Source organism: Paenibacillus sp. GL_099_B (assembly GCF_057835695.1).
Genome location: NZ_CM174430.1, coordinates 1,029,496 through 1,052,526, shown reverse-complemented (window position 1 = coordinate 1,052,526; position 23,031 = coordinate 1,029,496). Strand labels below are relative to the sequence as shown.

At 47.9% G+C, this 23,031-nt stretch carries 15 protein-coding genes; 5 read left to right on the top strand and 10 right to left on the bottom strand.

What is annotated here, in order from left to right; translation table 11 throughout:
- Positions 1–8 precede the first annotated feature (8 nt).
- A complete protein-coding gene (locus AC3ITG_RS04850; protein WP_489252980.1) occupies positions 9–3,488 on the bottom strand; it encodes a glycoside hydrolase family 2 TIM barrel-domain containing protein in 3,480 nt (1,159 codons plus the stop codon).
- 223 nt (positions 3,489–3,711) lie between these two features.
- Complete coding sequence (locus AC3ITG_RS04845) at positions 3,712–4,869, bottom strand: epoxide hydrolase family protein (protein WP_489252979.1); 1,158 nt, start codon at positions 4,867–4,869, stop codon at positions 3,712–3,714.
- A gap of 160 nt (positions 4,870–5,029) precedes the next feature.
- Here AC3ITG_RS04845 and AC3ITG_RS04840 point away from each other — a divergent pair, with 160 nt between their 5' ends.
- Positions 5,030–5,608, top strand: coding sequence for a hypothetical protein (locus tag AC3ITG_RS04840; RefSeq protein WP_489252978.1), 579 nt, complete (start codon positions 5,030–5,032; stop codon positions 5,606–5,608).
- 200 nt (positions 5,609–5,808) lie between these two features.
- Positions 5,809–7,578, top strand: coding sequence for an alpha-glycosidase (locus AC3ITG_RS04835; RefSeq protein ID WP_489252977.1), 1,770 nt, complete (start codon positions 5,809–5,811; stop codon positions 7,576–7,578).
- A gap of 228 nt (positions 7,579–7,806) precedes the next feature.
- Here the strand turns inward: AC3ITG_RS04835 and AC3ITG_RS04830 are convergent, their stop codons facing one another.
- The 3 genes from AC3ITG_RS04830 to AC3ITG_RS04820 are packed head-to-tail and all read right to left on the bottom strand — an operon-like array spanning position 7,807 to position 12,007.
- Positions 7,807–9,219 carry an ANL family adenylate-forming protein gene (locus tag AC3ITG_RS04830; protein WP_489252976.1) on the bottom strand — a complete coding sequence of 471 codons (1,413 nt, stop codon included), beginning with the start codon at positions 9,217–9,219 and terminating at the stop codon, positions 7,807–7,809.
- Positions 9,216–10,631: a hypothetical protein gene (locus AC3ITG_RS04825; RefSeq protein ID WP_489252975.1), complete on the bottom strand. Its 1,416-nt coding sequence runs from the start codon at positions 10,629–10,631 to the stop codon at positions 9,216–9,218. The genes AC3ITG_RS04830 and AC3ITG_RS04825 overlap by 4 nt, the downstream gene beginning before the upstream one ends.
- Positions 10,632–10,633: 2 nt before the next feature.
- On the bottom strand, positions 10,634–12,007 hold the full coding sequence (locus AC3ITG_RS04820) for an alpha/beta hydrolase (RefSeq protein WP_489252974.1): 1,374 nt from the start codon (positions 12,005–12,007) through the stop codon (positions 10,634–10,636).
- A gap of 481 nt (positions 12,008–12,488) precedes the next feature.
- On the opposite strand from AC3ITG_RS04820, the gene AC3ITG_RS04815 reads away from it, so the two are divergent.
- On the top strand, positions 12,489–14,648 hold the full coding sequence (locus AC3ITG_RS04815; protein WP_489252973.1) for an alpha-amylase family glycosyl hydrolase: 2,160 nt from the start codon (positions 12,489–12,491) through the stop codon (positions 14,646–14,648).
- A 99-nt stretch (positions 14,649–14,747) separates the two neighbouring features.
- On the opposite strand, the gene AC3ITG_RS04810 is transcribed toward AC3ITG_RS04815, so the two are convergent.
- The 4 genes from AC3ITG_RS04810 to AC3ITG_RS04795 form a co-directional block, all read right to left on the bottom strand.
- The gene (locus AC3ITG_RS04810; protein ID WP_413375535.1) at positions 14,748–16,034 is read right to left on the bottom strand and encodes an MFS transporter; all 1,287 of its coding nucleotides are present in this window, start codon (positions 16,032–16,034) and stop codon (positions 14,748–14,750) included.
- 159 nt (positions 16,035–16,193) lie between these two features.
- A complete protein-coding gene (locus tag AC3ITG_RS04805; protein ID WP_024628944.1) occupies positions 16,194–17,030 on the bottom strand; it encodes a sugar ABC transporter permease in 837 nt (278 codons plus the stop codon).
- Positions 17,027–18,382 (bottom strand): carbohydrate ABC transporter permease, encoded by a 1,356-nt coding sequence (locus AC3ITG_RS04800; RefSeq protein ID WP_413375533.1) that lies wholly within the window; start codon positions 18,380–18,382, stop codon positions 17,027–17,029. Before AC3ITG_RS04800 ends, AC3ITG_RS04805 begins: the two co-directional genes overlap by 4 nt.
- A gap of 94 nt (positions 18,383–18,476) precedes the next feature.
- On the bottom strand, positions 18,477–19,763 hold the full coding sequence (locus AC3ITG_RS04795) for a sugar ABC transporter substrate-binding protein (RefSeq protein ID WP_413375531.1): 1,287 nt from the start codon (positions 19,761–19,763) through the stop codon (positions 18,477–18,479).
- Positions 19,764–20,220: 457 nt separating this feature from the next.
- Between AC3ITG_RS04795 and AC3ITG_RS04790 the strand changes: the two genes are divergently transcribed.
- Positions 20,221–21,249 (top strand): LacI family DNA-binding transcriptional regulator, encoded by a 1,029-nt coding sequence (locus AC3ITG_RS04790; protein ID WP_413375529.1) that lies wholly within the window; start codon positions 20,221–20,223, stop codon positions 21,247–21,249.
- Between the two features lie 124 nt (positions 21,250–21,373).
- Here the strand turns inward: AC3ITG_RS04790 and AC3ITG_RS04785 are convergent, their stop codons facing one another.
- On the bottom strand, positions 21,374–22,132 hold the full coding sequence (locus tag AC3ITG_RS04785) for an SDR family oxidoreductase (RefSeq protein WP_024628948.1): 759 nt from the start codon (positions 22,130–22,132) through the stop codon (positions 21,374–21,376).
- A gap of 190 nt (positions 22,133–22,322) precedes the next feature.
- Between AC3ITG_RS04785 and AC3ITG_RS04780 the strand changes: the two genes are divergently transcribed.
- A complete protein-coding gene (locus AC3ITG_RS04780; RefSeq protein WP_489252972.1) occupies positions 22,323–22,931 on the top strand; it encodes a TetR/AcrR family transcriptional regulator in 609 nt (202 codons plus the stop codon).
- Positions 22,932–23,031 lie beyond the last annotated feature (100 nt).

Sequence of the window (23,031 nt, the reverse complement as noted above, 5' to 3'; positions counted from 1 at the left end):
CTGGCGTCCTACTTCTCGAACCGGAACCAGCCAAAGTCAAACTGACTACCCGGCAGGAAGATAAAGGTCACCTTCTGCACACCTTTAACTTGCTCAAGCTCAAACACCCGCTCCTCATATCCTTCGGATTGTGTGAATTCGACCAGCTGATTGCTCTGTCCGTCCTCACCTGCAAAGCGGATATGAATCGTGTTTTTATCAATCGGCGAACGGCCATAAATCACAAGCTTCGATGTACCTTCTGCCGTGAAGTCCATATTTTCAAACTCCAGCGACACATTGTTCCCGATCCCCTCAACATGATCGCCCTCGATCTTGAACGTATCCCCGTAGAGATGATCGCATGATGCAGCCGTATTCTGTTCAAATGCCCGACTTTGGCGCTCGAACGAGAAGCCTTTGATATGAATCTTTTGCTTCAGTACAAAACAGATCGACGTAATCCCGCTCAGCCGCTTGGACAGTTGATACGTCTCTTCCTGATACACATTCCATCTGGATTCTTTGTCATACACCACATCTGCCAGCAGTGTACTTCCCTCTTCATCCGGCATACCTTCCCAGATCTGAATGAAGTACTCTTCACTGGACAACGCAAAGATTGGAATCGTAATGGTATCGGAGCCGTACGGCCCGAAGTCGATATTGCGGAAGCCCACATGTGTCTCCCCGTCCCGGCTTGTCGCTACCCCACGTTCATTACCGTTACCAACATCCCCTTTGGTGTAATCGTACAGTCCGCCTGTAATAAAGCCGTATGGATCTTTGTAAGCCGTGCCCAGACCTGTTGCTTTGAACTCCAGTTGAGAGATCAGTTTCGTTTTATCTGTACCATTACTGCTCGTCGCACGAAGACGGAATTCTCCATCGCCCAGAGCGGATACGTTGACTTCCAGACCATTGGCTTCGACCTTGGCAATGTTGGATTCGATCCCCGCATCGTTCACAACCGCCCACTCGATATCGCGATAGGATGTATTCTCCGGATACAGCTTGGCGCTCACCGTCATCTGCTGTTTCGATGCGTCGAACAGCTGTCCACCTTCGCTGATAATCTCGATTTTCCGTAAAGGAATCTCCTGCGCGCGTCCCGTCAACACCGGACGTTCCGTATTACTCATGAGTAGAGTTTGTTCCTGACTTGCAGCGGCCCCGGAATCACTGAAGGTACGATCTCCTGTGCCTTCAACAGCTAGCGATTCGAACTCTGCAGCTGCACTTTCCAATCCTTCGGAAGTCACCTCGATCTTCACCGTTCCCGATTCGTTCGTTGCCCCGATGATTGCCATCAGTTTGCCGCTGAATAGCCTTCTGCTCAGTCCTTTGTATGGATCATAGTCCGTGCTGTCCCCGTTATCCAGACCCAACAGACGGCCTGCACCTGTCACCTGAACCTGCACACGGTTGTTTGCATTTTGCACGGGATTGCCTGCTTCATCTTCCACTTGAATTTCCACGAAAATAAGATCTGTACCATCCGCTTGCAGCTGCTCCCGATCGGCTTGCAGACGAAGCTGCTTCGCATCGGCATAGGATCTTTGCACATCCGTTGCAATAACGTTGCCGTTTTCATCATAAGCGATGGCTTTGAGCTCGCCTTCTTCATATGGCACTTTCCACCAGCCTGCTAGCTGCGTTCCCGTTGCATGGTCGATATCATACGTGCCGATTGTCTTACCATTCAGCTGCAATTCAATCTTCGGCGCATTACTGCACACGCGTACATCGATGAGCTGACCAGGACTGAAATCCCAGTAAGGGAACAGGTGAACCATCGGACTTTTCTTGTAATCCGTCCAGGCTGCTTGGTAGATATAGTAGGAATCTTTCGGGAACGTTGCTGTATCCAGCTGTCCAAAATACGAATTCTTCGTATGATACGGTGTTGGTTCTCCAATATAATCGAATCCCGTCCACAGGAACTGCCCCAAGGAATACGGCGTATCTCGTTCTGCCAAAATGCAATATTCTGCCGACTTCGCGCCCCAACTTGTCGTACTGTTCCCAAGTGCCGAACACTGCTCATCATCATCTGCCAGTATGGATTGCTCAAACGGGAAGTGATAGATCCCACGGCTCTGCACCACAGACGACGTTTCACTACCATAGATAATCCAGTCCGGATGTTCTTCGTGATGTTTGTCGTAGTATTTTTCCGCGTAGTTATACCCTGCGAGCTTCACGATATCGGCGCATTTTTGCGCGTTTTCCCACGGCATATAGTTGGAACCGATCGTCACGCCTGCATTCCCTTTTGGATCGAATTCTAGTACATACTCCATCAGCATGCGAGTCACTTCCTGCCCCCGCTCATCTGCATGGGTATCATAAATTTCGTTACCGATACTCCACATGATCAGACTAGCATGGTTACGATCACGCTTCACCCAGCTCTTCACATCGGTATGTGCCCATTCCGGGAAAAATCTCGCATAGTCGTAAGGAGTTTTGGCTCTCTCCCACATATCGAACGCTTCCGAAACGATCAGCATACCCATCTCATCCGCAAGTTCCATGAACTCTTTGGCAGGCATGTTATGAGCAGTCCGGATTGCATTGACGCCCATTTCTTTCAACAGCACAAATCTTCTGCGCATCGCCGTCAGGTTAAAAGCAGCCCCAAGCGCCCCAAGATCATGGTGTTCACACACGCCGTTCAGCTTCATCTTGACCCCATTCAGGTGGAAGCCTTCGCTTGCATCCAGCTTGATATCTCTGAAGCCAATCCGCTGTGTGACGGACTCGATCGTCTGATAGCCCTGCTCACCTGTAGCTACTTGTAGTTCTGTTACCAGATCATACAGATTCGGTTCATCCGGGCTCCATAACTTCGGATGATCCACCGTCAGCTGTTGGCTGTCGGACTGTAACTCTCCATGTCCAGCGTCTTTACCCGCTGTAGCAATAATTGTCGCTTTGCTGGATACGATCTCCTTACCTTGATACCAAATTGTCTGCACAAGTTGTGCGTTCTGATCGACATTCAGCTCCGTGTCCACTTCAACCTGCCAACCTTCTGGCTGCTGCTGAATTGATACATAGGTACCGTCTGTGACGATGTGATTCCGATCTCTCGTTTTGAGCCACACATTGCGGTAAATTCCAGCCCCGGAATACCATCTGCTGTTGGGACTCTGATGCACGACTTTGACTATAATTTCATTGTCACCTTCCACCAAAGCACTCGTGATCTCATGCTCAAAAGCCGAATAGCCGTACTTCCATTCCCCCACAAGCTGACCGTTCACATATACGGAAGAATCCATGTACACCCCGTCAAAGCAAAGCAGAAGCTGCTGCTCATCCTTCGTATATGGGAATGTCTTGCGGTACCATCCGATGCTGTCCTCATACAGTTCAAGCGTATTATAGATCAGCCAATCATGGGGAAGCTCAACCGGTTCAAACGTTAACCCCGCAGGCTCCGTAACCTCCAGCTTACTTTTCGCAAATTGCCATCCATCCGTAAAAAGCTTTTTCTGATTCATCTCAGCTCTCACTTTCTGTGTGTATTATGATTGCGGTTACAAACAAAAATAGACCACTTACCGAAAACCTTTTCGAAAATAACTTGGTGAGACAATAACACTTCACCCGATTATACCATCTGACCGCCTCTGTACGTCACTTTTTGAGCAGATTCAAGAAAAAAAAGGTCCCGCTATAGATATCTAAGTCGGGACCTTACGAATTCTACCATATATAACTACATTAATTATTCATTGCTCGAATAGGTCTGTAGAATGCCCGAATATCATCAGCCAGCAACTCCGGTTCTTCCAAAGCCGTAAAATGCCCTCCACTAGGCATGGAGGTCCAACGCGTTACGTTCAGGTTTTGCATCGTCCAAGACTTGGGCGGCAGCACGATATCCGCAGGAAATATGGCAATGCCTGTCGGGACTTCTATACGGCCCAATGGTGGCAAGGAATGCGAATTTTCGTAGTACATACGTGTGGATGATCCTATGGTGTTCGTAACCCAATAGATCATAATATGAGTCAGCAACTCATCTTTGCTAAATATTTGATTGAGGTCACCTTTACAGCCGCTCCATGCACGAAATTTCTCAATGATCCAAGCGGCCAAACCTACTGGCGAATCGGAAAGTCCATACGCAAGTGTCTGAGGTTTGGTTGATTGAATGGACATATAACCCCCCTCTTGTGAAATCCATGTTGAAGCATTCTTCTTGTACTCTCGTTCTTCCTCCGAGCGTTCTGCCTCATCCTGGGAAGATAAGAGATCTCTTATGATACCAATATCCGTTAAGTGGATTCCAACTAAAAGTTCAGGATTATTCGATGCCAGATAACGTGTAACGCCAGAGCCAATATCTCCACCTGCAGCAGCGAATTTGTTGTAGCCTAATTCTTTGGTCATTAGTTTGGCCCACATCTGGGAGACACGAGAATTGTTGACGCCAGGTTGGTCAGGGCGACTAGAGAACCCAAATCCAGGCAGTGAAGGCACAATGACATCAAAAGAGTCCTCCGGATTACCTCCGTGACTCGCGGGATCAGTCAGGAGAGGAATAATCTTTTGATAACGAAGATAGCTATCGGGCCATCCATGGGTAAGAATAATCGGCAGAGGGTTAGGCCCTTTACCACGCTCATGTACGAAGTGCACATCCACCCCATCCAACTGGCAATGAAACTGGGAAAATTGATTCAATCTGGACTCTTGCGCGCGCCAGTCATAATGATCTCTCCAATAGGAAACGAGTGATTTTAAATAACTGATATCTGTTCCTCGCTCCCAGCCGGAGTCTACCAATTGATCAGGCCAACGGATGTGATTCAGCCGATATTGCAGATCGTCCAGAATCTCATCGGAGACATGAATATGAAAACGTTCAATAGTCATCAAGATTTCCTCCCTTTTTGTTGATTCACAACGTTATTATATCCTTTTATCGCTATTCATAGATTCCATCTCTGTCAATCGATTCCTGTAATTTCTTGTCGCGCTATGTTAGATTATCCATTGGAATAATATCACATATATAGATAGGGGAAATTAGAACGTGAAGAAATCATGGGTACTATCCATCATTATGAGTTTTGTTTTGCTTGGCGGGGTATTTGCACCTGCAGGGTCCTATGCCGCTGCTGCGGATGACTCAACCACTACATATTCGGAAGACGGATACTCCGAGGTTGACCCAACAGAAGAAGAGCCGGAACTTACAGCCGACGAAGCGGATTTCTTGAACTACCTGGATCAACTAGATAGCGCATCCGTATATGAGGAGAAAGCATTCAACGCTTTGGGCGGTGGATTTTACATTACATCCTCCAATCGCAAGTCCGTTTTCCTGAAATTGACCAACACAGCGATTCCTAACTACACCAAATATGTATCCAAGCTGAAGCTGATTAAACCGCAAAATACAGAGTTGCAAAAAATCCATGCCAGCTTGATCAAAGGTAGCTATACACAGCTGGAAGGATTCCAACTCGCTAAAAAAGCGGTCTCCAAAACAACGGTAAACAGCGCTGTCCTGAAACAAGCCAACGCCAAAATTGATACCGGCAAGAAAAGTATCGAGAAATATCATAAAGAAATCTCTGCTTATGCCAATAAGCTTGGGTATGATTTTTAAATAATAGTACCCAAATTTAAACGGTGAATTCAACTCACCTTTACAGGAAAAAAAAGTGTTTTCTTTTTCCGATTTAGTTCGTATAATAGCACTATAATCAAAAGGCTATGCTGCCGAAAGGTACAACCTCGTAAACATTGGGGTTGTGCCTTTTTTGCGTTTATAGCCGCATGATTCATCCCAGATAAGGAGTGAATGCTATGTTACTTGAAGCTATTTATCATCGTCCCAAAATGAATTGGTCCTACGTATATGACCGTTCGACCATGCACCTGAGACTCCGTTCCAAGCGGGGCGACCTGGATGCCGTTATCGCCATCATCGGGGATAAATATGCGTGGGATCGCACGGTCCTCCACCTTCCGATGCGAATCTTTGCCCGTGATGCCCTGTTCGATTATTGGGAAGTGGAAGCGCAACCACCCTACCGCAGATTACGCTACGGCTTCCAACTGATCGAGGCAGAGGAATCGGTCTGGATGACGGAACGGGGATTCGAGCAGGCTCTACCTGATCACCCGTTGGAATTTTTCGATTTTCCATTTATGAATCCGGCAGATATCTTCGAACCGCCAGCTTGGGTTAAGGATGCTGTGTTCTATCAGATCTTCCCTGAACGTTTTGCCAATGGTGATCCGTCGATCAGTCCGAAGAATGCTGAGCCCTGGGGTGGTGAACCGACTCCTGTCAATTTTTTCGGAGGTGATTTACAAGGAGTTCTGGACCACCTCGACCATCTAAGTGCACTTGGCATTAACGCGATTTATTTCTGCCCGGTGTTCCAGGCCACAACCAACCATAAGTACAATACCGCAGACTATATGAGGGTCGATCCGCACTTTGGTACCAATGAGAAATTGAAGGAACTCGTGGATGCATGCCATGAACGTGGCATACGGGTTGTTCTGGACGCAGTGTTTAACCACTCAGGCAGAGAGTTCCTTCCATTCGCGGATGTACTTGAAAAAGGGGCTGCTTCCCGTTATGCGGATTGGTTCCATGTCAGAGAATGGCCAGCACGTATCGAGGACGGTATTCCCACGTATGATACTTTTGCCTTTGAACCCCTTATGCCCAAACTGAACACGGAGCATCCCGAGGTTAAGGAATATTTGCTGGAGGTGGCCCGCTACTGGATTCAGGATATGGGTATCGACGGTTGGAGGCTGGATGTAGCCAATGAAGTAGACCATCAATTCTGGCGTGAATTCCGGCAAACGGTCAAATCACTTAACCCGGATGCCTATCTTCTCGGCGAAATCTGGCATGATTCCATCATGTGGCTGCAGGGGGACCAGTTTGATGCAGTCATGAACTACCCGTTCACGAATTCAGTCATGGATTACGCTGTGCTTGGCAAGCTGGACGGCCTCGGATTCGCTAACGAGATTGGCAAACTGCTTGCTGCTTATTCACAGCCTGTAACCGAAGCGGCTTTCAACCTGCTCGGCAGTCATGACACGCCAAGACTCCTCACCCTTTGTGAAGGGGATGTACGCAAAATGAAGCTGGCCGTCATTCTGCTGCTTACGTATCCAGGTGCTCCTTGTATTTACTATGGTGACGAGGTAGGGCTGGATGGTGGCTATGATCCAGGTTGTCGCAAATGTATGGAGTGGGACGAACAGAAGCAGAACAAGGATCTGCTCGATTTCTTCACCCAAGCCATTGCCCTGCGCAAACAACACGCTGCATTGCGCAGTGCGGACATCACGATGATTTACGCGGAAGCCGGAGACCCGTGCATTGCCATCGGACGCAAGGATCAGGATACCGGGGAACAATTCGTCCTTGTCCTGAATGCAAGCGAAGAACCCCGCAGTATGGAGTTACCACTACACCAAGGAACTTGGCGTAATGTATTCTCAGCCACAACTCGGGAAACTCAGCAGAACAAGCTGAAGCTGGACTTGGAAGCGTACGGTTTCTCCCTGTTGCAGTTGGATGTCAAATCACACGTGAAAGCATAACATCTTGCTTCATTCTAAACCCTTCCTCCGATGCGATTCTTGGTACATCGTATAAGGATATTTCACATTAAATGTGTAAGGTTCATCTCTCGTAGTTATCTCTTCGAATCTATTCAACAAAAGGGGAACCGTAGATGCATAATGCATCCATCGGTTCCCCTCTCCAATTACAACTCATGATGTCCCTTCTACATTGGCATTCATGAGTCACTTTATTCACTCGTTCATTCAGTATTGTGTCCCTCCCGAATCTTCCTCCAGGCTTGCCGCAACCTCATCCCGAACGGAGGAGATTGGACCGGGATTCCTTATTTTCTTCATTCTTGTACTTGTTAATGTCTCCTGGGTAATCACAATCTTTTGCGGAATTTTGTACTGGGGCAGCTTGTCTCGGCAAAAGTTCCAGATTTGTCTGCGCAGTTCCGTAAGAGGCTGCTCACCTGTAAGTCTGATCGTGGCCTTCACCATCTGCCCCATAATTCCACTCGGTTCCCCGCTCACCACAGCCGTTTCAATGGCTTCCATTTGCTCCAAAATGCTTTCCACTTCCGCAGGATAAACCTTACGTCCGCCTACATTAATGATCTCGGAGCGGCGACCCAAAATGCGAATGTAACCATCCTCCATCTCCGCTTCATCTCCGGTCTGGAGCCAGCCATCCTCCGTGAACGGAGACGGAGCGTTCAGATACCCGATCATGGCCGTTTTCGTTTGGATCTCCAGCAACCCGTCCACAATCCGATAACGGACTTCTCCATCACGAACCGTAAATAGCAATGAACCGGAATCTTTGGAGCGTGTCAGCAGAATTCCAAGCTCCGACATGCCATAAGCCTGCACCGTGCGTACATTCGGGAACTGTCTATTCCATGCGGTAAGCAGCGCCTCCGGCATAACCTCTGATCCATAGGAGACCACTTCGAGACTGGATAGATCGAACTCCTGATAGACTCCGCTAAGGAGCAGCAAATTCATGAACGTTGGTGAGACTGGCAATGCCTGAACACGGTACTTTTCAATGATTTTGCATACTTCCAGGGGGGAGCGATCCGGTATGACGCATAAACAGCCGCCGCTGGACAGGGATTGCAGCATCGTGTTTAAGCCGCCAATATGGTCAAACATCATGAACGGAATGGTACAAAGCGGCCGGACTTGCCGCCTGAACCCGTCCAACAGACGATCTGCGCTGTGAACAGCAGCTTTGCTTCGCCCTGTCGATCCGGATGAGAAGATCACCAGACCTGCTTTCTTTTCCTGACCCAGCCTTGCCAAAATCGGGGACCGACTGCCTTGCACGGAGCAATGTCTGGCTATAGCTTCCCCTTCCCCAACACTCATGCGCCATTCTGCCTGAGCGAGCGCTGTATACTCATTCCGTTTGGCCTCAACCAAGTGTCGATCCAACGGAACCACAATACAATTCCGTTCCAGAAGAGCGATCAATGCCGCTGCTGCATAAGGAGAATAATCCTCTTCAAGCACAACAATCGCCTCTTCGAGCCCTTCTCTGGAAATCCACTCGCTAAAGGTGTGAACCTGATCCAATAACCAGTTATAACTATACTGCTCGTCCTTCCATATCAACGCAGGACGATGGTCATACGCAGCAAACCGTTCCAGGAGAAAAGTGATATTCATCCCTCATCATCCTTTGGGCAATGTTTCAATTGCGCTTCCAGATATTCAACCAGTGATTCCACCGTTCGGTAAGGACTTTCGGGCATGGAAGCAGCGGCCATTTCCGCGAGGGTTATCCCTACACCGAATGCATCTTCAACACTTTGCTCGACAACCGCAAGTAAAGTTACAAGTTCAAGGGAGTCCAGTCTTCCCCGACTTCCATATAGGGGCGCCTGCAAGCCATGTTCTAGAGGAATTGGCGCGTTATGGTACCGATTAAGCTCATCGCAGCTATCCAGCACAATCCGCTCAATGACTTCCCGATGTGAGGGCGCGGGATTCTCCGCAGTCGATGAGGTCTGTCTGAAGCGATCAGCATGCTGATGTGTCGTCATTAGCGCTTCGTACCAGCGTAATTCGTCCGCCGCCAATTGTTCGATAATATCCGTTAACTGCTCACGCCATTCAGGGCTTCGTTTCATTCTAGCGATCTGCAGCAGCTTATGCGCATGTTCCCACCGGGCTATCATTGCACCGAATTCCGCAACATATTGATCATGGGGAGAATCGAGCCATTGGGCGGCCTCTTCCAGCAAATCGCGGAAAAAGTAGCGGCTCCAGCGCATGTCGAACAGGAACGCGGAGATGGCTTTCTCCTGTTCCCGATCCACCTCGGCATCCGGGTGCAGTCTTTGTAACAATTGTGATGTTACAGCCTGTCCAAAATAATAGCTTCGATTGCCCTCCCAAATCGTTCTGCCCGCGATGAATTCATGGGCCTGTGTCGCCAGCGCAGAGCGCAACATGTTCCGATAGCCTGTGGAGTCGAGTGTTTCCACAGCACGGATCTCCATCGTGCCATATGTTCGTAATGTTTCTTTGCGACGGGCTATTTCGAGCTCGGAGATATTTTTGTTTCCTTTCCAGAACTCCTGGAAATCAATAGACGATACAGCTCCCATGTATTTGGAGGGAACGGGGTCATAGACATGGAACTGCTCCTCATCCATCCCGTACACAGCCAGCCAATGATCGACCAGATGCAGGCGCGAGCCTTGTTTAACGAGTTTATGAATATACTCGGGATTTCGATAATCCTCCCCATAAGGCAAGCAATAACTTGTGCCTGTAACGACCATAAGCCCCACATTTTCAAGCCGCTCCCGAATATATGCCTTTCCTTGTTCGAAGCTGTCAAACTCCCGTTCTCCAAACACTTCCCACATCGGCTCCTCATAATCCAGCTTATGAAAGTAAGGCTTGATCAGGCCACGATCCGAACAGGAAGGCAGACTATACAAGCGGCTGGAAGCCAACAGGCCCAGACTGCTTATCGAGCCCTGACGCTGAAGGATTTCGTGAATCAAAGGAAAATTGCAGGGATAATAATACGGAATATCCATCGTTGGTTGAAATGGTTGACTGATCATGGCTACCTCCTGTTCCCGGCTTTGGCAGCCATGCTGCCCCAAGACTGAATTTTGTAATGAAGAGACAGGTTATCATGGGCACGAAATACCCGATTGGGAAGTGCCTTGCCATCTCCATCGGTTTCAAACTGCCGGAAGCCTCGCGTGAACCTGAACCGAAATCCGCTGTCACGTGGAACCTCAAAGCAGCCCTCATAATGACCACCTCCGGTGTGCAGAAGCTTCATGCCCATGCCTCCGTAGATCGAGTCATCATACATTTCCTGAAACGGTACCTCTGCACTCATGCAGACTGTCACATGACCCGATAATTCTTCCACAACCGTGTACATCCGTGATGCTGACAACTCTCCCACCGTCAGGGTAACCACTGCATTACCTACCTTGACAGGAACAAGTTCCCCATTGGGTTGTACCTCAAGAACATCGGGTTGATCGGACCTATATTGCCCTTCAAGCACACTCATGGTGAACCCGCTGTCGTAATGAAGCAGCGCATTGATGTGCCCGCTCATGCCGCCCTTCAATCCAATAACGTCCCTTCCCGTCAGCTCCAGAGAGACTGGATTGCCGATTCGGCCAAACACGTACAGTAGCGGAAGGTGAACCCGCTCTCCCCAATCCGCTTCCTGATGACCTGCATCCGGCTGTTCCAGAAATGCGATGTCCTTGCCAGGCTTGTATCCCAGTGCGAGCATCTGATGGACTACATTCCTTACCTGGGAAGGCAGAAACAATCCTTCTGCGTCCCCAATATCCATCCACATTTGAATCGGAGCACTGCCCGCAGGCATGCGGTACATGTTCTCCTCCTGCAGCCTGCTCTCCGACGTTTCGTCCAGCTGCGCATCCACGAAGAAGGGAGAGAGCATGATTAGTTTGCCAAAAATATCAGGATGACGTGTTCCCATATGAAAGGTGCTGAGTGCCGCTGCGGAAGAACCAAGCAGTCCCGTATTGTCCTTGTCTGGAAGAGTGCGGTAATGCTCGTCAATGAACGGTTTCAGTTCATGAATAATAAAGTGTTCATAATCCAGGCCTGAGCAGCCCACACTCACTGCTTCTCTTGCAGGCGCAATGAAATGATAGAATTCATTGTGTGTAACTGGACGAACATGAGCAATTCCGACGATGATCAGTCCATCCATCAAGCCTTGATCAATCAGTTGGTCTACCGCCTGATCTACGTGCCACGTTTCATTTCCCGCAGTCGAAGAGCCGAAGGCCCTCTGACCCGCATGCATGTATAACACCGGATAGCGATGATCCACATGCTCCTTATAGCCTGGTGGCAAATAGACAAAAATCTTTCTCGTGTTGTCCAGCCTGGATGCCTTGAAACCTTCCACACATTCGATAACAGAATGAGTGTTCACTGATCCATCAACCGCCTCTCCTATAGATTTCCCTTTTACACTACCGGGATTTTCTTGTTAGTCCTGCTTCGTTCTTCCCTCGGCTACATCGACAAACAACCCCGTCTCTGAAGAGACGGGGTTGTTTTAAAACACCGAAATGTTCTAAAATGCATAGCCCTTATATTGGTGGGTCTGCGAATAGTTTAAATCTGTTGAGCCTGATTTGTAAATATGGAAATAGAAAAAAAATGCTTAAGAAAAAGTTATTGACAACCAAACCATTATTTAATTATCATAACGTTGTGATTATAACTAGAGGGCCATGCTTTTAAACCCAATCGGTTTAGGACAACCCCGGTAACTCCAGCAGGAGGTGCCGGGGTTGTTGGCATTCATAAAGGGGGGATAACGTTAAGAATAACTAGTCAACGTCTATCTTGAAAGCGCTTTTCTAATCAAGAAAGAGAATACACATCTAATAAACGAAGGGTGGATTACCATGTTCAAATGGACCAAGCGAATCATCCTCAGTACCACGCTGAGCTTCAGCTTGCTGGCCGGAAGTGCACTACCAATATTCCCGGCGGCCTCCGTATTCGCAGATGCTGATACGGCTGTAACCAACAAGCAGAACTTCAGCACCGATGTTATTTATCAAGTATTTACCGACCGTTTTCTGGACGGAAATCCCTCCAACAACCCTACTGGGGCGGCCTATGACGCCTCCTGTTCTAACCTGAAGCTCTATTGCGGGGGCGACTGGCAAGGACTGATCAACAAGATTAATGACAACTATTTTTCCGATCTCGGCATTACGGCACTCTGGATTTCCCAGCCTGTGGAGAACATTTACTCACTGATTAACTATTCCGGTGTCAACAATACGGCTTATCACGGCTATTGGGCACGTGACTTCAAGAAGACCAATCCTGCTTTCGGTACGATGACCGATTTCCAGAACCTGATCAATTCGGCACATGCCAAAGGCATTAAAGTCATCATTGATTTTGCTCCTAACCATACCTCTCCTGCCATGGAAACCGACACCTCGTTCGCAGAGAATGGAAAGTTATACAATAACGGAACTCTGCTTGGTGGCTACACCAATGATACGAACAAATACTTCCACCACAATGGCGGCTCTGACTTCTCCACGCTGGAGAACGGTATTTACAAAAATCTCTATGATCTCGCTGACCTAAACCACAATAACAGCACCATTGACACCTACTTCAAGGATGCGATCAAGCTCTGGCTGGATATGGGTATTGACGGAATCCGGGTGGATGCGGTGAAGCATATGCCGATGGGATGGCAAAAGAACTGGATGTCCTCCATCTATGGCTACAAACCGGTATTCACGTTTGGTGAATGGTTCCTGGGTTCATCCGCATCTGATGCGGACAACACCAACTTCGCCAACCAATCCGGCATGAGTCTGCTCGACTTCCGTTTCAACAATGAAGTACGTAACGTGTTCCGTGATAACACATCCACGATGGTTGCCCTGGATTCCATGATCACCAGCACTGCCGCTGATTATGCCCAGGTGAATGACCAAGTGACTTTTATTGATAACCATGACATGGATCGCTTCAAAACAAGTGCCGTTAACAACCGTCGCTTGGAACAAGCTCTTGCATTTACACTTACCTCGCGGGGCGTACCAGCCATCTATTATGGCACTGAGCAGTATTTGACAGGTAACGGTGACCCAGATAACCGTGCCAAAATGCCTTCGTTCTCCAAAACAACAACTGCTTTTAACGTCATTAGCAAGCTGGCTCCATTGCGCAAAACCAATCCAGCCATCGCCTATGGAACAACCCAGCAGCGCTGGATTAACAACGATGTGTATGTGTATGAACGTAAATTCGGCAACAATGTGGCCGTCGTAGCGGTTAACCGCAATCTTTCGACTTCCACTTCCATCAGTGGCCTTACTACATCGCTCCCTTCAGGAACCTACAACGATGTACTTGCAGGTGCGCTAAACGGCAATAACATTACCTCTACAGGAGGTAACGTCGCTAACTTCACTTTGGCAGCAGGAGCTACAGCGGTCTGGCAGTATACAGCCAATACCACCACACCAACCATCGGGCATGTGGGTCCTACAATGGGCAAAGCGGGTAATACCGTTACCATTGATGGCCGTGGATTCGGTACTACCAAAGGCACTGTCTATTTCGGTACAACCGCTGTTACCGGTTCAGCCATTACATCATGGGAAGATACTCAGATCAAAGTGACCATCCCTGCTGTTGCCGCCGGCAACTATGCAGTTAAAGTCGCAGCGAGCGGAGTCAACAGCAATACCTATAACAATTTCACGATTCTTAGTGGCAACCAGGTTTCCGTCCGCTTTGTCATCAACAATGCTTCTACTACACTCGGTCAGAATCTCTATGTGACAGGCAATGTTGCGGAGCTGGGGAACTGGTCTACAGGCCCTCTCGCCATTGGTCCGGTCTTCAATCAGGTCATCTATTCTTATCCAACCTGGTATTATGACGTCAGCGTGCCTGCCGGAACCAATCTGGAATTCAAGTTTTTCAAAAAGAACGGCTCTACGATTACGTGGGAAAATGGCAACAATCATACCTTCACCACACCAACCAGTGGAACCGCGACCGTTACAGTGGACTGGCAACCTTAATTTCTTCACCGTCCTATCATTCAACCCGGAGTCAGACGCGACAAGCGCCTGCTTCCGGGTTCTTTGATTAGGCTCGTCCTTATCTATGGCATGCATTTACTATCGATAGGTACGAATGGATTTTAATCCTGCTGCCGCAATAATTCCTACCACCAACAGCAATGCTCCCAGGCTCTCCAGCACGGTTTGGGCACCCCACTGATCAGCCAAAACGGAAACCACCGTTAATCCCAGGATCGGTGCTGTACTTGTTATGGTTCCGAGCACTCCGTAGATTCTCCCCTGCAGCTCATCGGGAACCTCTGCACGCATCATGATCTGGGTTAACATCGTACAGCATGCAAACATGGCTCCCCCGGCAATGATCAGCGGCAAGGCCACCAAAGGAGAAGAAACATTGGATAACAGCATATACAATGGACCAAGAACCAGTAGACCGATAAACACCCATCGTCCTCTTCGTTTCAGCCGATTGCCTGAGGCGATCAGAATCCCGGAACCCAGCATGTACCCCAGTGGAATACATGTCTCGATCAGTCCGAACTGGACAGGATTCGCCTGCCATACTTTGACGGCCATGACTTGAACAAGCATGATGGCTGACATGAAGAAGAGAATCAGCAGCGGATTAAGAATAACGATTGAACGAATCAGAGGATGTGCAAAGATGTAGGAAAATGAACCGCCCCACTCCTTTACGAATGATCCTCTATGCATGGAAGAGCGTTGTACATCCGGAAAACGCCCGGCCAACATCACACATATCGCAGACAGCAAAAAGGTCACACCCGTAATCATAATAGCCGTAAATCCTCCAAATGCAGAAACCGCAATCCCCGCTGCGGCCAATCCGCTGATCCGGGCAATATTATCGACCAGATGAATGGTTCCTGTAGCTTGTTGCAGATGCTCCCTCCCCACCAGACTGGTTACCGAAGCATGAAATGCAGGCGCCTGAAACAGGCTGGAAAACATCGAAAGGGAAAGCATGAGCAGTACGATTGCAAAAGGAGCGTGCAGCACAAACAGACTCACCGCGATGATAAACGCTATAGCCCCACGAAACAAATCCGACGACAGCATCAATGTTCTGCGATCCAGCCTGTCGGCAAACGTGCCCGCGAATGATCCAAACAAAAAACTGACGACCATATTACATACTTGTACAGCTGCCATGCTCTTCGCACTTCCCGTGGTCTGCAACACCCACAGACTGATGGCAATGCCGTTGAAACAATCACCAAATACGGAGATGCCGTAGCCACACAAAATTCTGCGATAAGCAACATTGCGCCACAGCGCTCTGTTAGCCATTTTCTGACTCTCCGCAGCAGCAAGAGCCCCGTTCGGTCCCAATTCTGGTTCTGGGGACTGTAGCGTTCCCATCGATCTTTTCCTCCTCTTGTCATTCGGATCTCAGACAGCAGGCAGGCGCTTCCGGAGTAGTTCCAGCGATGAATGGAACCTCTCAGAAGCGCCTGATTGGTGGCCTGAATATGTTCTACAGGCTGTCTATGCGATTTGGGTGTTTATCCACTTATCCTTTTATCCTTTGGAGGCGCCAGAGGTCAGCCCCTGCACCAGGAAGCGTTGCAGGAATACAAACAACAATGTAATTGGAATGGCGATCAGTACCGCCCCGGCAGCAAACATCGTAAAGTTACTGTCCTGATAACGGCTAACTAGATCCCACATGCCAACTGCAAGTGTCCAGTTTTCTTTTGTTCGAAGTACCAGCCGGGCAAAGATAAAATCCATCCACGCACCAGTGAAGCTGGTTAAGGCTACATAGGTCAGCATCGGCCGGGACAACGGCAAAATGATACTGGTGAACACACGCAGATGACTGGCACCGTCAATTCGTGCTGCTTCATCCAAACTGCGCGGGATGGTATCAAAGAACCCTTTAACAATAAATCCACCCAGTACGGCCCCAGAAGAATAGACCAGAATCAACGCGGCATGGGTGTCCAACAATTTGATCTGAAGCAAAATAATATAAATGGCAATCATGCTCATGAAGCTGGGGAACATCCCCAGGATCAGCATGGTGGATAGAATGGTCTTGCGACCGCGAAACCGGAACCGGGATAAGGCATACATGCCCAAAGTGACCATAAGCGTTGAGAAAATCATGGTGAAAAAGGCGATCTTCAACGTGTTCAGATACCACGTTCCATACATGAACGACGGGTTGTTAAACAGTTCCCCATAATGGGCCAGCGTGAACGCTTCAGGCCACAGACGTTCACTGAACAGGGCCGCACCTGGACGCAGTGACGAGAGAAATATCCACAAGACGGGATACACCGATACGATGGCAATGATGACCAGCAGCACATAACTGATCGTCAGACGCATGGGATTATTGCGCTTTTTCATTGAATCATGTCCTCCTCCTTGAACGATTTGGAACGACGGAAATTCCAGATGGAGAACGACGCAATAATCAGGAAAATAATGATGCCGACCGCCGAAGCCATATTGAACTTGTTGTTATCCAACGTCAGTTTGTACAACCAGGTCACGAGAAGATCGGTTGATCCCGCATACTGATAATCACCACGTAGTGGATTACCGTTCGTCAGCAGGAAGATGACATTGAAGTTGTTGAAATTCCCGGCAAATTGCATAATAAGCACCGGTGTCGTAGCGAACATGATAAAGGGAAGCGTAATGATGCGGAACTTCTGAAAGCCGGACGCACCGTCTACCTCAGCCGCTTCATACAAATCCCGTGGAATCGCCGTCAGCACGCCCAGTATGAGCACCATGCTGACCGGGATTCCAATCCACATGTTGACAATGACGACTGTAACTTTTGCCCAGAATGGATCGGTTAACCATGGCAATCCCTCAAGGCCAAAAGCCTTCATATACGTATTAATGGGACCAAACTGTCCGTTGAACAGGTTACGCATTAGGAGCAGTGAGATAATCTGTGGAATGGCATAAGGAAGAATGAATATCGTCCGCCACACCTTTTTGAAGCGAATACCCTTCTGCTCGATGAGAAGTGCAACCAGCACCCCTCCGAAATACGTGGTGACCGTTGCCAGAATGGCCCAGATCACCGTCCACGTTAATACCCCAAAAAAGGTATGGCTCCACGATTTAAGCTGGATCAGATCCGTGAATGTCTTGAAACCAACCCAGTCCACCAGCTTGGCGGGCGGAATATGATCCGGTGCCGAGTAATTGGTGAAGGCCAAGGTAATCGTAAACAAAATCGGCATAATCGTGAAAAACAGGATGCCGAGTGCAGGGATGGATAAGAAAAGATACGGGAATTGTTTATCGAGCAGATATCTCAGGGAAGCAGAAGCTCCGGTGGCCTGCTTTCCTTCCTCTCTTAATTTTCCCGTGATGTACGCATCCCGGATATTGAAGATATACAGAAGAAGAAAAACGAAAAATACCAAAAGCACTATAATTCCATTGAGCAGCAAAAAGATGGAGTGGTCGCCCTGTTGAAGCACCGTTGATCCATTGACTTTGACGAAACGCTGCGTCTGCTCGCCCAGCGTCCATACTCCCCATACGGCCTGATTCAAACGGGGAATCAGATATGCGAGTCCCACTCCCTCTAAGATCAGAAAACAGATTCCCTTGATCCATTGACGGTTATACAACTGTCCAAGTCCTTGCAGGACAAGGGACAACACAGCCGCTGTCATGCGATGCTGTCTTTCTCGATTCGGTTTAACAGTGACTGGAACATGCTGTTGTTTCATTCATTCCTACTCCTTCCCGGCAAGCGAAGTTACCGATCAGTTATAGCAGAGTGCAGAGGATATGTTGACTTCCTCTGCACCTGCTCTTTCTTTTTTATTGGACAGTTGCAAGGCTCTCCTTGACTTGTTTGACTGCGTTATCCAGAGAGGTTTTGACATCCTTGCCTCCATCCCATATGTCGGTAATTGCCGCGCTGATGGGACCCCATACGCTATCCATGGCAGGAAGCGAAGGCATTGGGGTGGAGTTGTTGAATTGCTCAAGGAATGCCTTCGTGATTTCATCCCCTTGAATCTTCGGATCTGCCGCCACGTCTTTATTGGCTGGGAGAGTTCCGTTCATCTCAAAGTTGACCATCTGGGAATCGGCACTGGAGAGATAAGCTGCAAATAACTTGGCAGCATTCGGATAGGTTGTAAATGCATTGACGTAATATGCCTTGACTCCAGAGAAGGAGGTCATCGGTTTGCCTTCAATCGCCGGGAGTGGCGCAACACCGAAGTCAATGCCCGCATTGCGATAATCGGCGATGGACCAAGGTCCGTTAATATCCATGGCCAGTTTCCCGCTTGAGAAGAGACCTTTCTTGATGTCATAGTTCACATCGCCCATCTTCACAGGCAGTACTTCCGATTTCAGCGTTTGCAAGAACTGACCGCCCTTGATGGCTCCCTCATTGTTGAGGCCAATATCCTCGCTGTTCATGCCTTCATCACCAAAGATATATCCGCCCTGGGAAGCCAGATAAGCAAAGTTATAATAGAACTGCTGTAACTCCCACATCAGAGTGTACTTGTTGTTTTTGGTGTCATTAAAGGTTTTGGCAAAGCTGATAATGTCATCAAATGATTTCGGTGCTTCGGGATAAAGCTTTTTGTTGTAGAACAACGCATAGGTTTCTACGCTGTAGGGATAGCCGTATAAGATGTCTTTGAAGGTTACGGCTTTAACCGCATTGTCACTAGTGGATTGTGTAGTCTGTTGCTCAAAAATATCGTTCGGCAAAATCAGTCCGGCTTCTGAAGCGCTGCCAATCTTGTCATGTGGGAAAACGACCACATCCGCAGCCAATCCCGCAGGTCCGTCCGTAGTGAGCTTGGTCACTTGATCGGTCGGCGGCAATTCCTCGATTTTTACAGAAACGCCGTACTCTTCTTCAAATTTCTTCGCCCGCTCCTCGATAAAGCTTCGCTGATTTTTATCCTCCCATATGACAAGGCTTGCGCCCTCTTCTGGCTGAATATTTTCCGCGGTCACTGTGGTTTCTCCAGTCTCACCGCTGTCTGTTGTGGTTGGCGCAGCCCCTCCACCTCCGCTTGAACACGCGGTAAGTGTGAGTACCATGAATCCTGCAAGTGCTGCTTGCTGCCATTTTCTCATTGAATTTCCCCCTTTTCGTAGTCATGATCGATGCTGTACTCGCGCTTTTCACCCGTTTTTCTGTGTACTGTTCCTGTATTCCGAAGTTCGGCTTGTATCCGTTTGAACGCAATACAAACGTTTGCTCATATTAACCTCAGATGGGTACAATCCTTATGTAATCGGGATGAATTTTCTAGGAAGTATGTTGACTCAAGTCATGTAAGCGCTATAATAACAATCACATCATACAATAGTGAACTTTATTTGCACAAACGTTTGCACAAGTCATTTTCGTCCATTTTCCTTCACTTTTATGGCTTATGTTCCTGTAATTTCCGATTTGCTTGATCTCCCGCCGTCTTCCTTTGTTTTGCTTTCCCATCTTCACCATGATGCAGTTAGCAATTGATTTATCGAAGTCTTTGAATTAACATAGGAGACATGTTGAAATGCTTGTACAGAAGGGATTTTTCACATGATTACAATCAAAGATATTGCCAAATTGGCGGGTGTATCCCCTTCTACGGTCTCACGGGTTATTTCCAACCATCCCAGAATCAGTTCGGAAACGTCACTCAAAGTGAAGCAAATCATGAAAGAAATGAATTATCATCCAAATATGATGGCCAAAAGCCTTGTTTCCAAAACGACTCAAACCCTGGGTATCATGCTACCCCGACCTGCTGAAGAGCTGTTTCAGAACTACTTTTTCGGAGAATTGCTTCGGGGAATCATTACGTATGCCACCCGCATGAATTATGAACTTCTTCTCTCCACCGAAACGTCTTCCAGCGATGAATTGAATGCCATATCCCGCCTGGTACATGGGCGACGCGTGGATGGTATCTTGCTGCTTGGCTCCAAAAGGGAAGATCCGATTATTTCGTTTTTGGAGGCGGAAAAGTTTCCTTTTGTGCTGATTGGCCGTAGCGAAACGCATCCCGATGCACCAATGGTGGACAATAACAATGTACAGACAGCATTCGATGCAACCACACATCTGATTGCCCAAGGGCATAAACGAATCGGATTTGTCAGCGGACCACCAGATTTGACGTTATCTCATGATCGCATGCGAGGATACAAAAATGCGCTTGAAGAAGCGGGTCTTGATGCTAACAATGACTGGATCGTGGAAGGAGAATTCCTGCAGGAAAGCGGCTTCCGGGCGATGTCCCTGTTCATGTCGATACCCGACAGGCCAACCGCCCTCGTTGTCATCGACGACAATGTTGCCTTTGGCGTGCTTCGCGCTCTGGCTGAACTGGGATATAACGTCCCTGAAGATATAAGTGTTGTAAGCTTTAACAATATTGCCTTATCGGAACTTGCTTCACCGCCGCTAAGTTCCATTGATATCGGAACTTATCAGCTAGGTTATACTGCGGTTCAGGTATTGTTAAAAATTCTAAATGGTGAACACCTGCCTCAGAATCCGGTTATTATTCCGCACCGCTTGATTGTTCGGGATTCGTCCCTGTTTACGTTATCCGGGAATGCGTAGACATGTTTGTGCAAACGTTTGTCCTACTCAACTAATGTCCCACATTATCGCCTGTTGTGAACATGCAAAAGAAGCCCATACACTGGTATGAGCTTCTTTGCATATTTCAGTTATGAACGACGGATTAGTAAGAGCTCCATCCTGCATCTGCCGTTACGACTGTTCCGTTCACGAAGCTGGATTCATCCGAACCAAGGAACAGCGCTACCTGTGCAATTTCTTCACTTTTACCTGCACGCGGATTGATCGCCATTCCCAGCTGTTGTCTGCTGGCACCGAAGTGGTTAATGTTTGTCATTGTGGAAGCAATATTGGTTTCAACTCCACCCGGAGCAATTGCGTTACAGCGAATACCTTGCTGAGCATACATGAAGCCTGTATTTTTGGTGAATCCCACAACTGCATGTTTGGAAGCCGTATAAGCCGCGCCTGCACGTGCACCATGCAATCCGCCTGCTGAAGCGATGTTGACGATAACGCCTTTTTGTTTTTCCAGGAAGATTGGCAGCACTTTGCGGGTAGCACGCATGACACTTGTTGTGTTGATTGCAAAGATCCGCTCCCACTTGTCATCCACAATGTCACCAGCTGGTTCCATACTGTCCATAATGCCTGCATTATTGACCAGAATGTCCACTGTTCCATAGGTGTTAACCGTCGTATCGATCAGGTTCTGAATATCCTCTTCCTTCGCCACATTGGCAACCACAAACGTCGCTTCTCCACCTTTTGCCTTGATATCCTCAGCAACCGCCTGCGCTGAAGCTTCATTGATATCCGATACAACCACCTTAGCCCCTTCTTGCGCGTACAGTGTTGCAATCGCTTTGCCCATGCCGGAACCCGCACCTGTTACTACAGCTACTTTATCTTGAAGTCTCATATTGTATCATCCTCCATGTATTCGTTTACAATAAGTTAACAAACAAATGTTCATTAACTCTTATCCTTAGTATAATAAGTCATAGCATTCTTGTTCAATCAGTAAAAGCTTGCCCAATTGTACGTTAATCAACACTTCTAATTCCGAATGTACTTTATCTTAAAATACCTATTTACGAGGAGTACTGTATATGGCCGAACTTCCGAGTTCTATGGACCGAAGAATCAAGAAATCCAAAGCGGCGCTGAAGGGTGCCCTGATTCAATTAATGCAAAAGCAGTCATTCAAGGAAATATCCATTACCGATATCGTGCAGCTGGCGGATCTGAATCGGGGAACTTTTTACAGACACTATCAATACAAAGAAGACCTGTTCAATGAGATCATCGATGACATCATTAAGGATCTGGTCTTCTCCTATCGTGAGCCTTATCTGGATAAAGAAATATTTGAAGTAAGTCATATGCCCTCTTCCGCTATCAAAATATTTGAACATGTGCATCAGCATGCGCAATTCTACACCCTTGTCGTGAAGTCGGAGGCATCGTCCAATTTTCAGCAGATGATCTGCGATGTTCTGCGTGACCTTGCTCTTCAGGACCTGAACGAAATATTTCCGTCCCACATTAATCGCGAGCTGCTGGCAAGTTATCAATCCCATGCGATCTTTGGCATGATCATCGAATGGATTCGACAGGAATTCAAGCATAGTCCCGCTTATATGGCAGATGAGTTATTTAAAATCATTAATTACAAGCCTGGCAATGTAGTGTATCACACCTCGTATAAGGCACCCTAAGTACAACATGTACAGACAAATCAACATTAATTTTGAATGAAAGTCTCTCTTTTTCCTCATATTAATCAGGAATCAAATTGAATAGTTTCGCAAAATATGG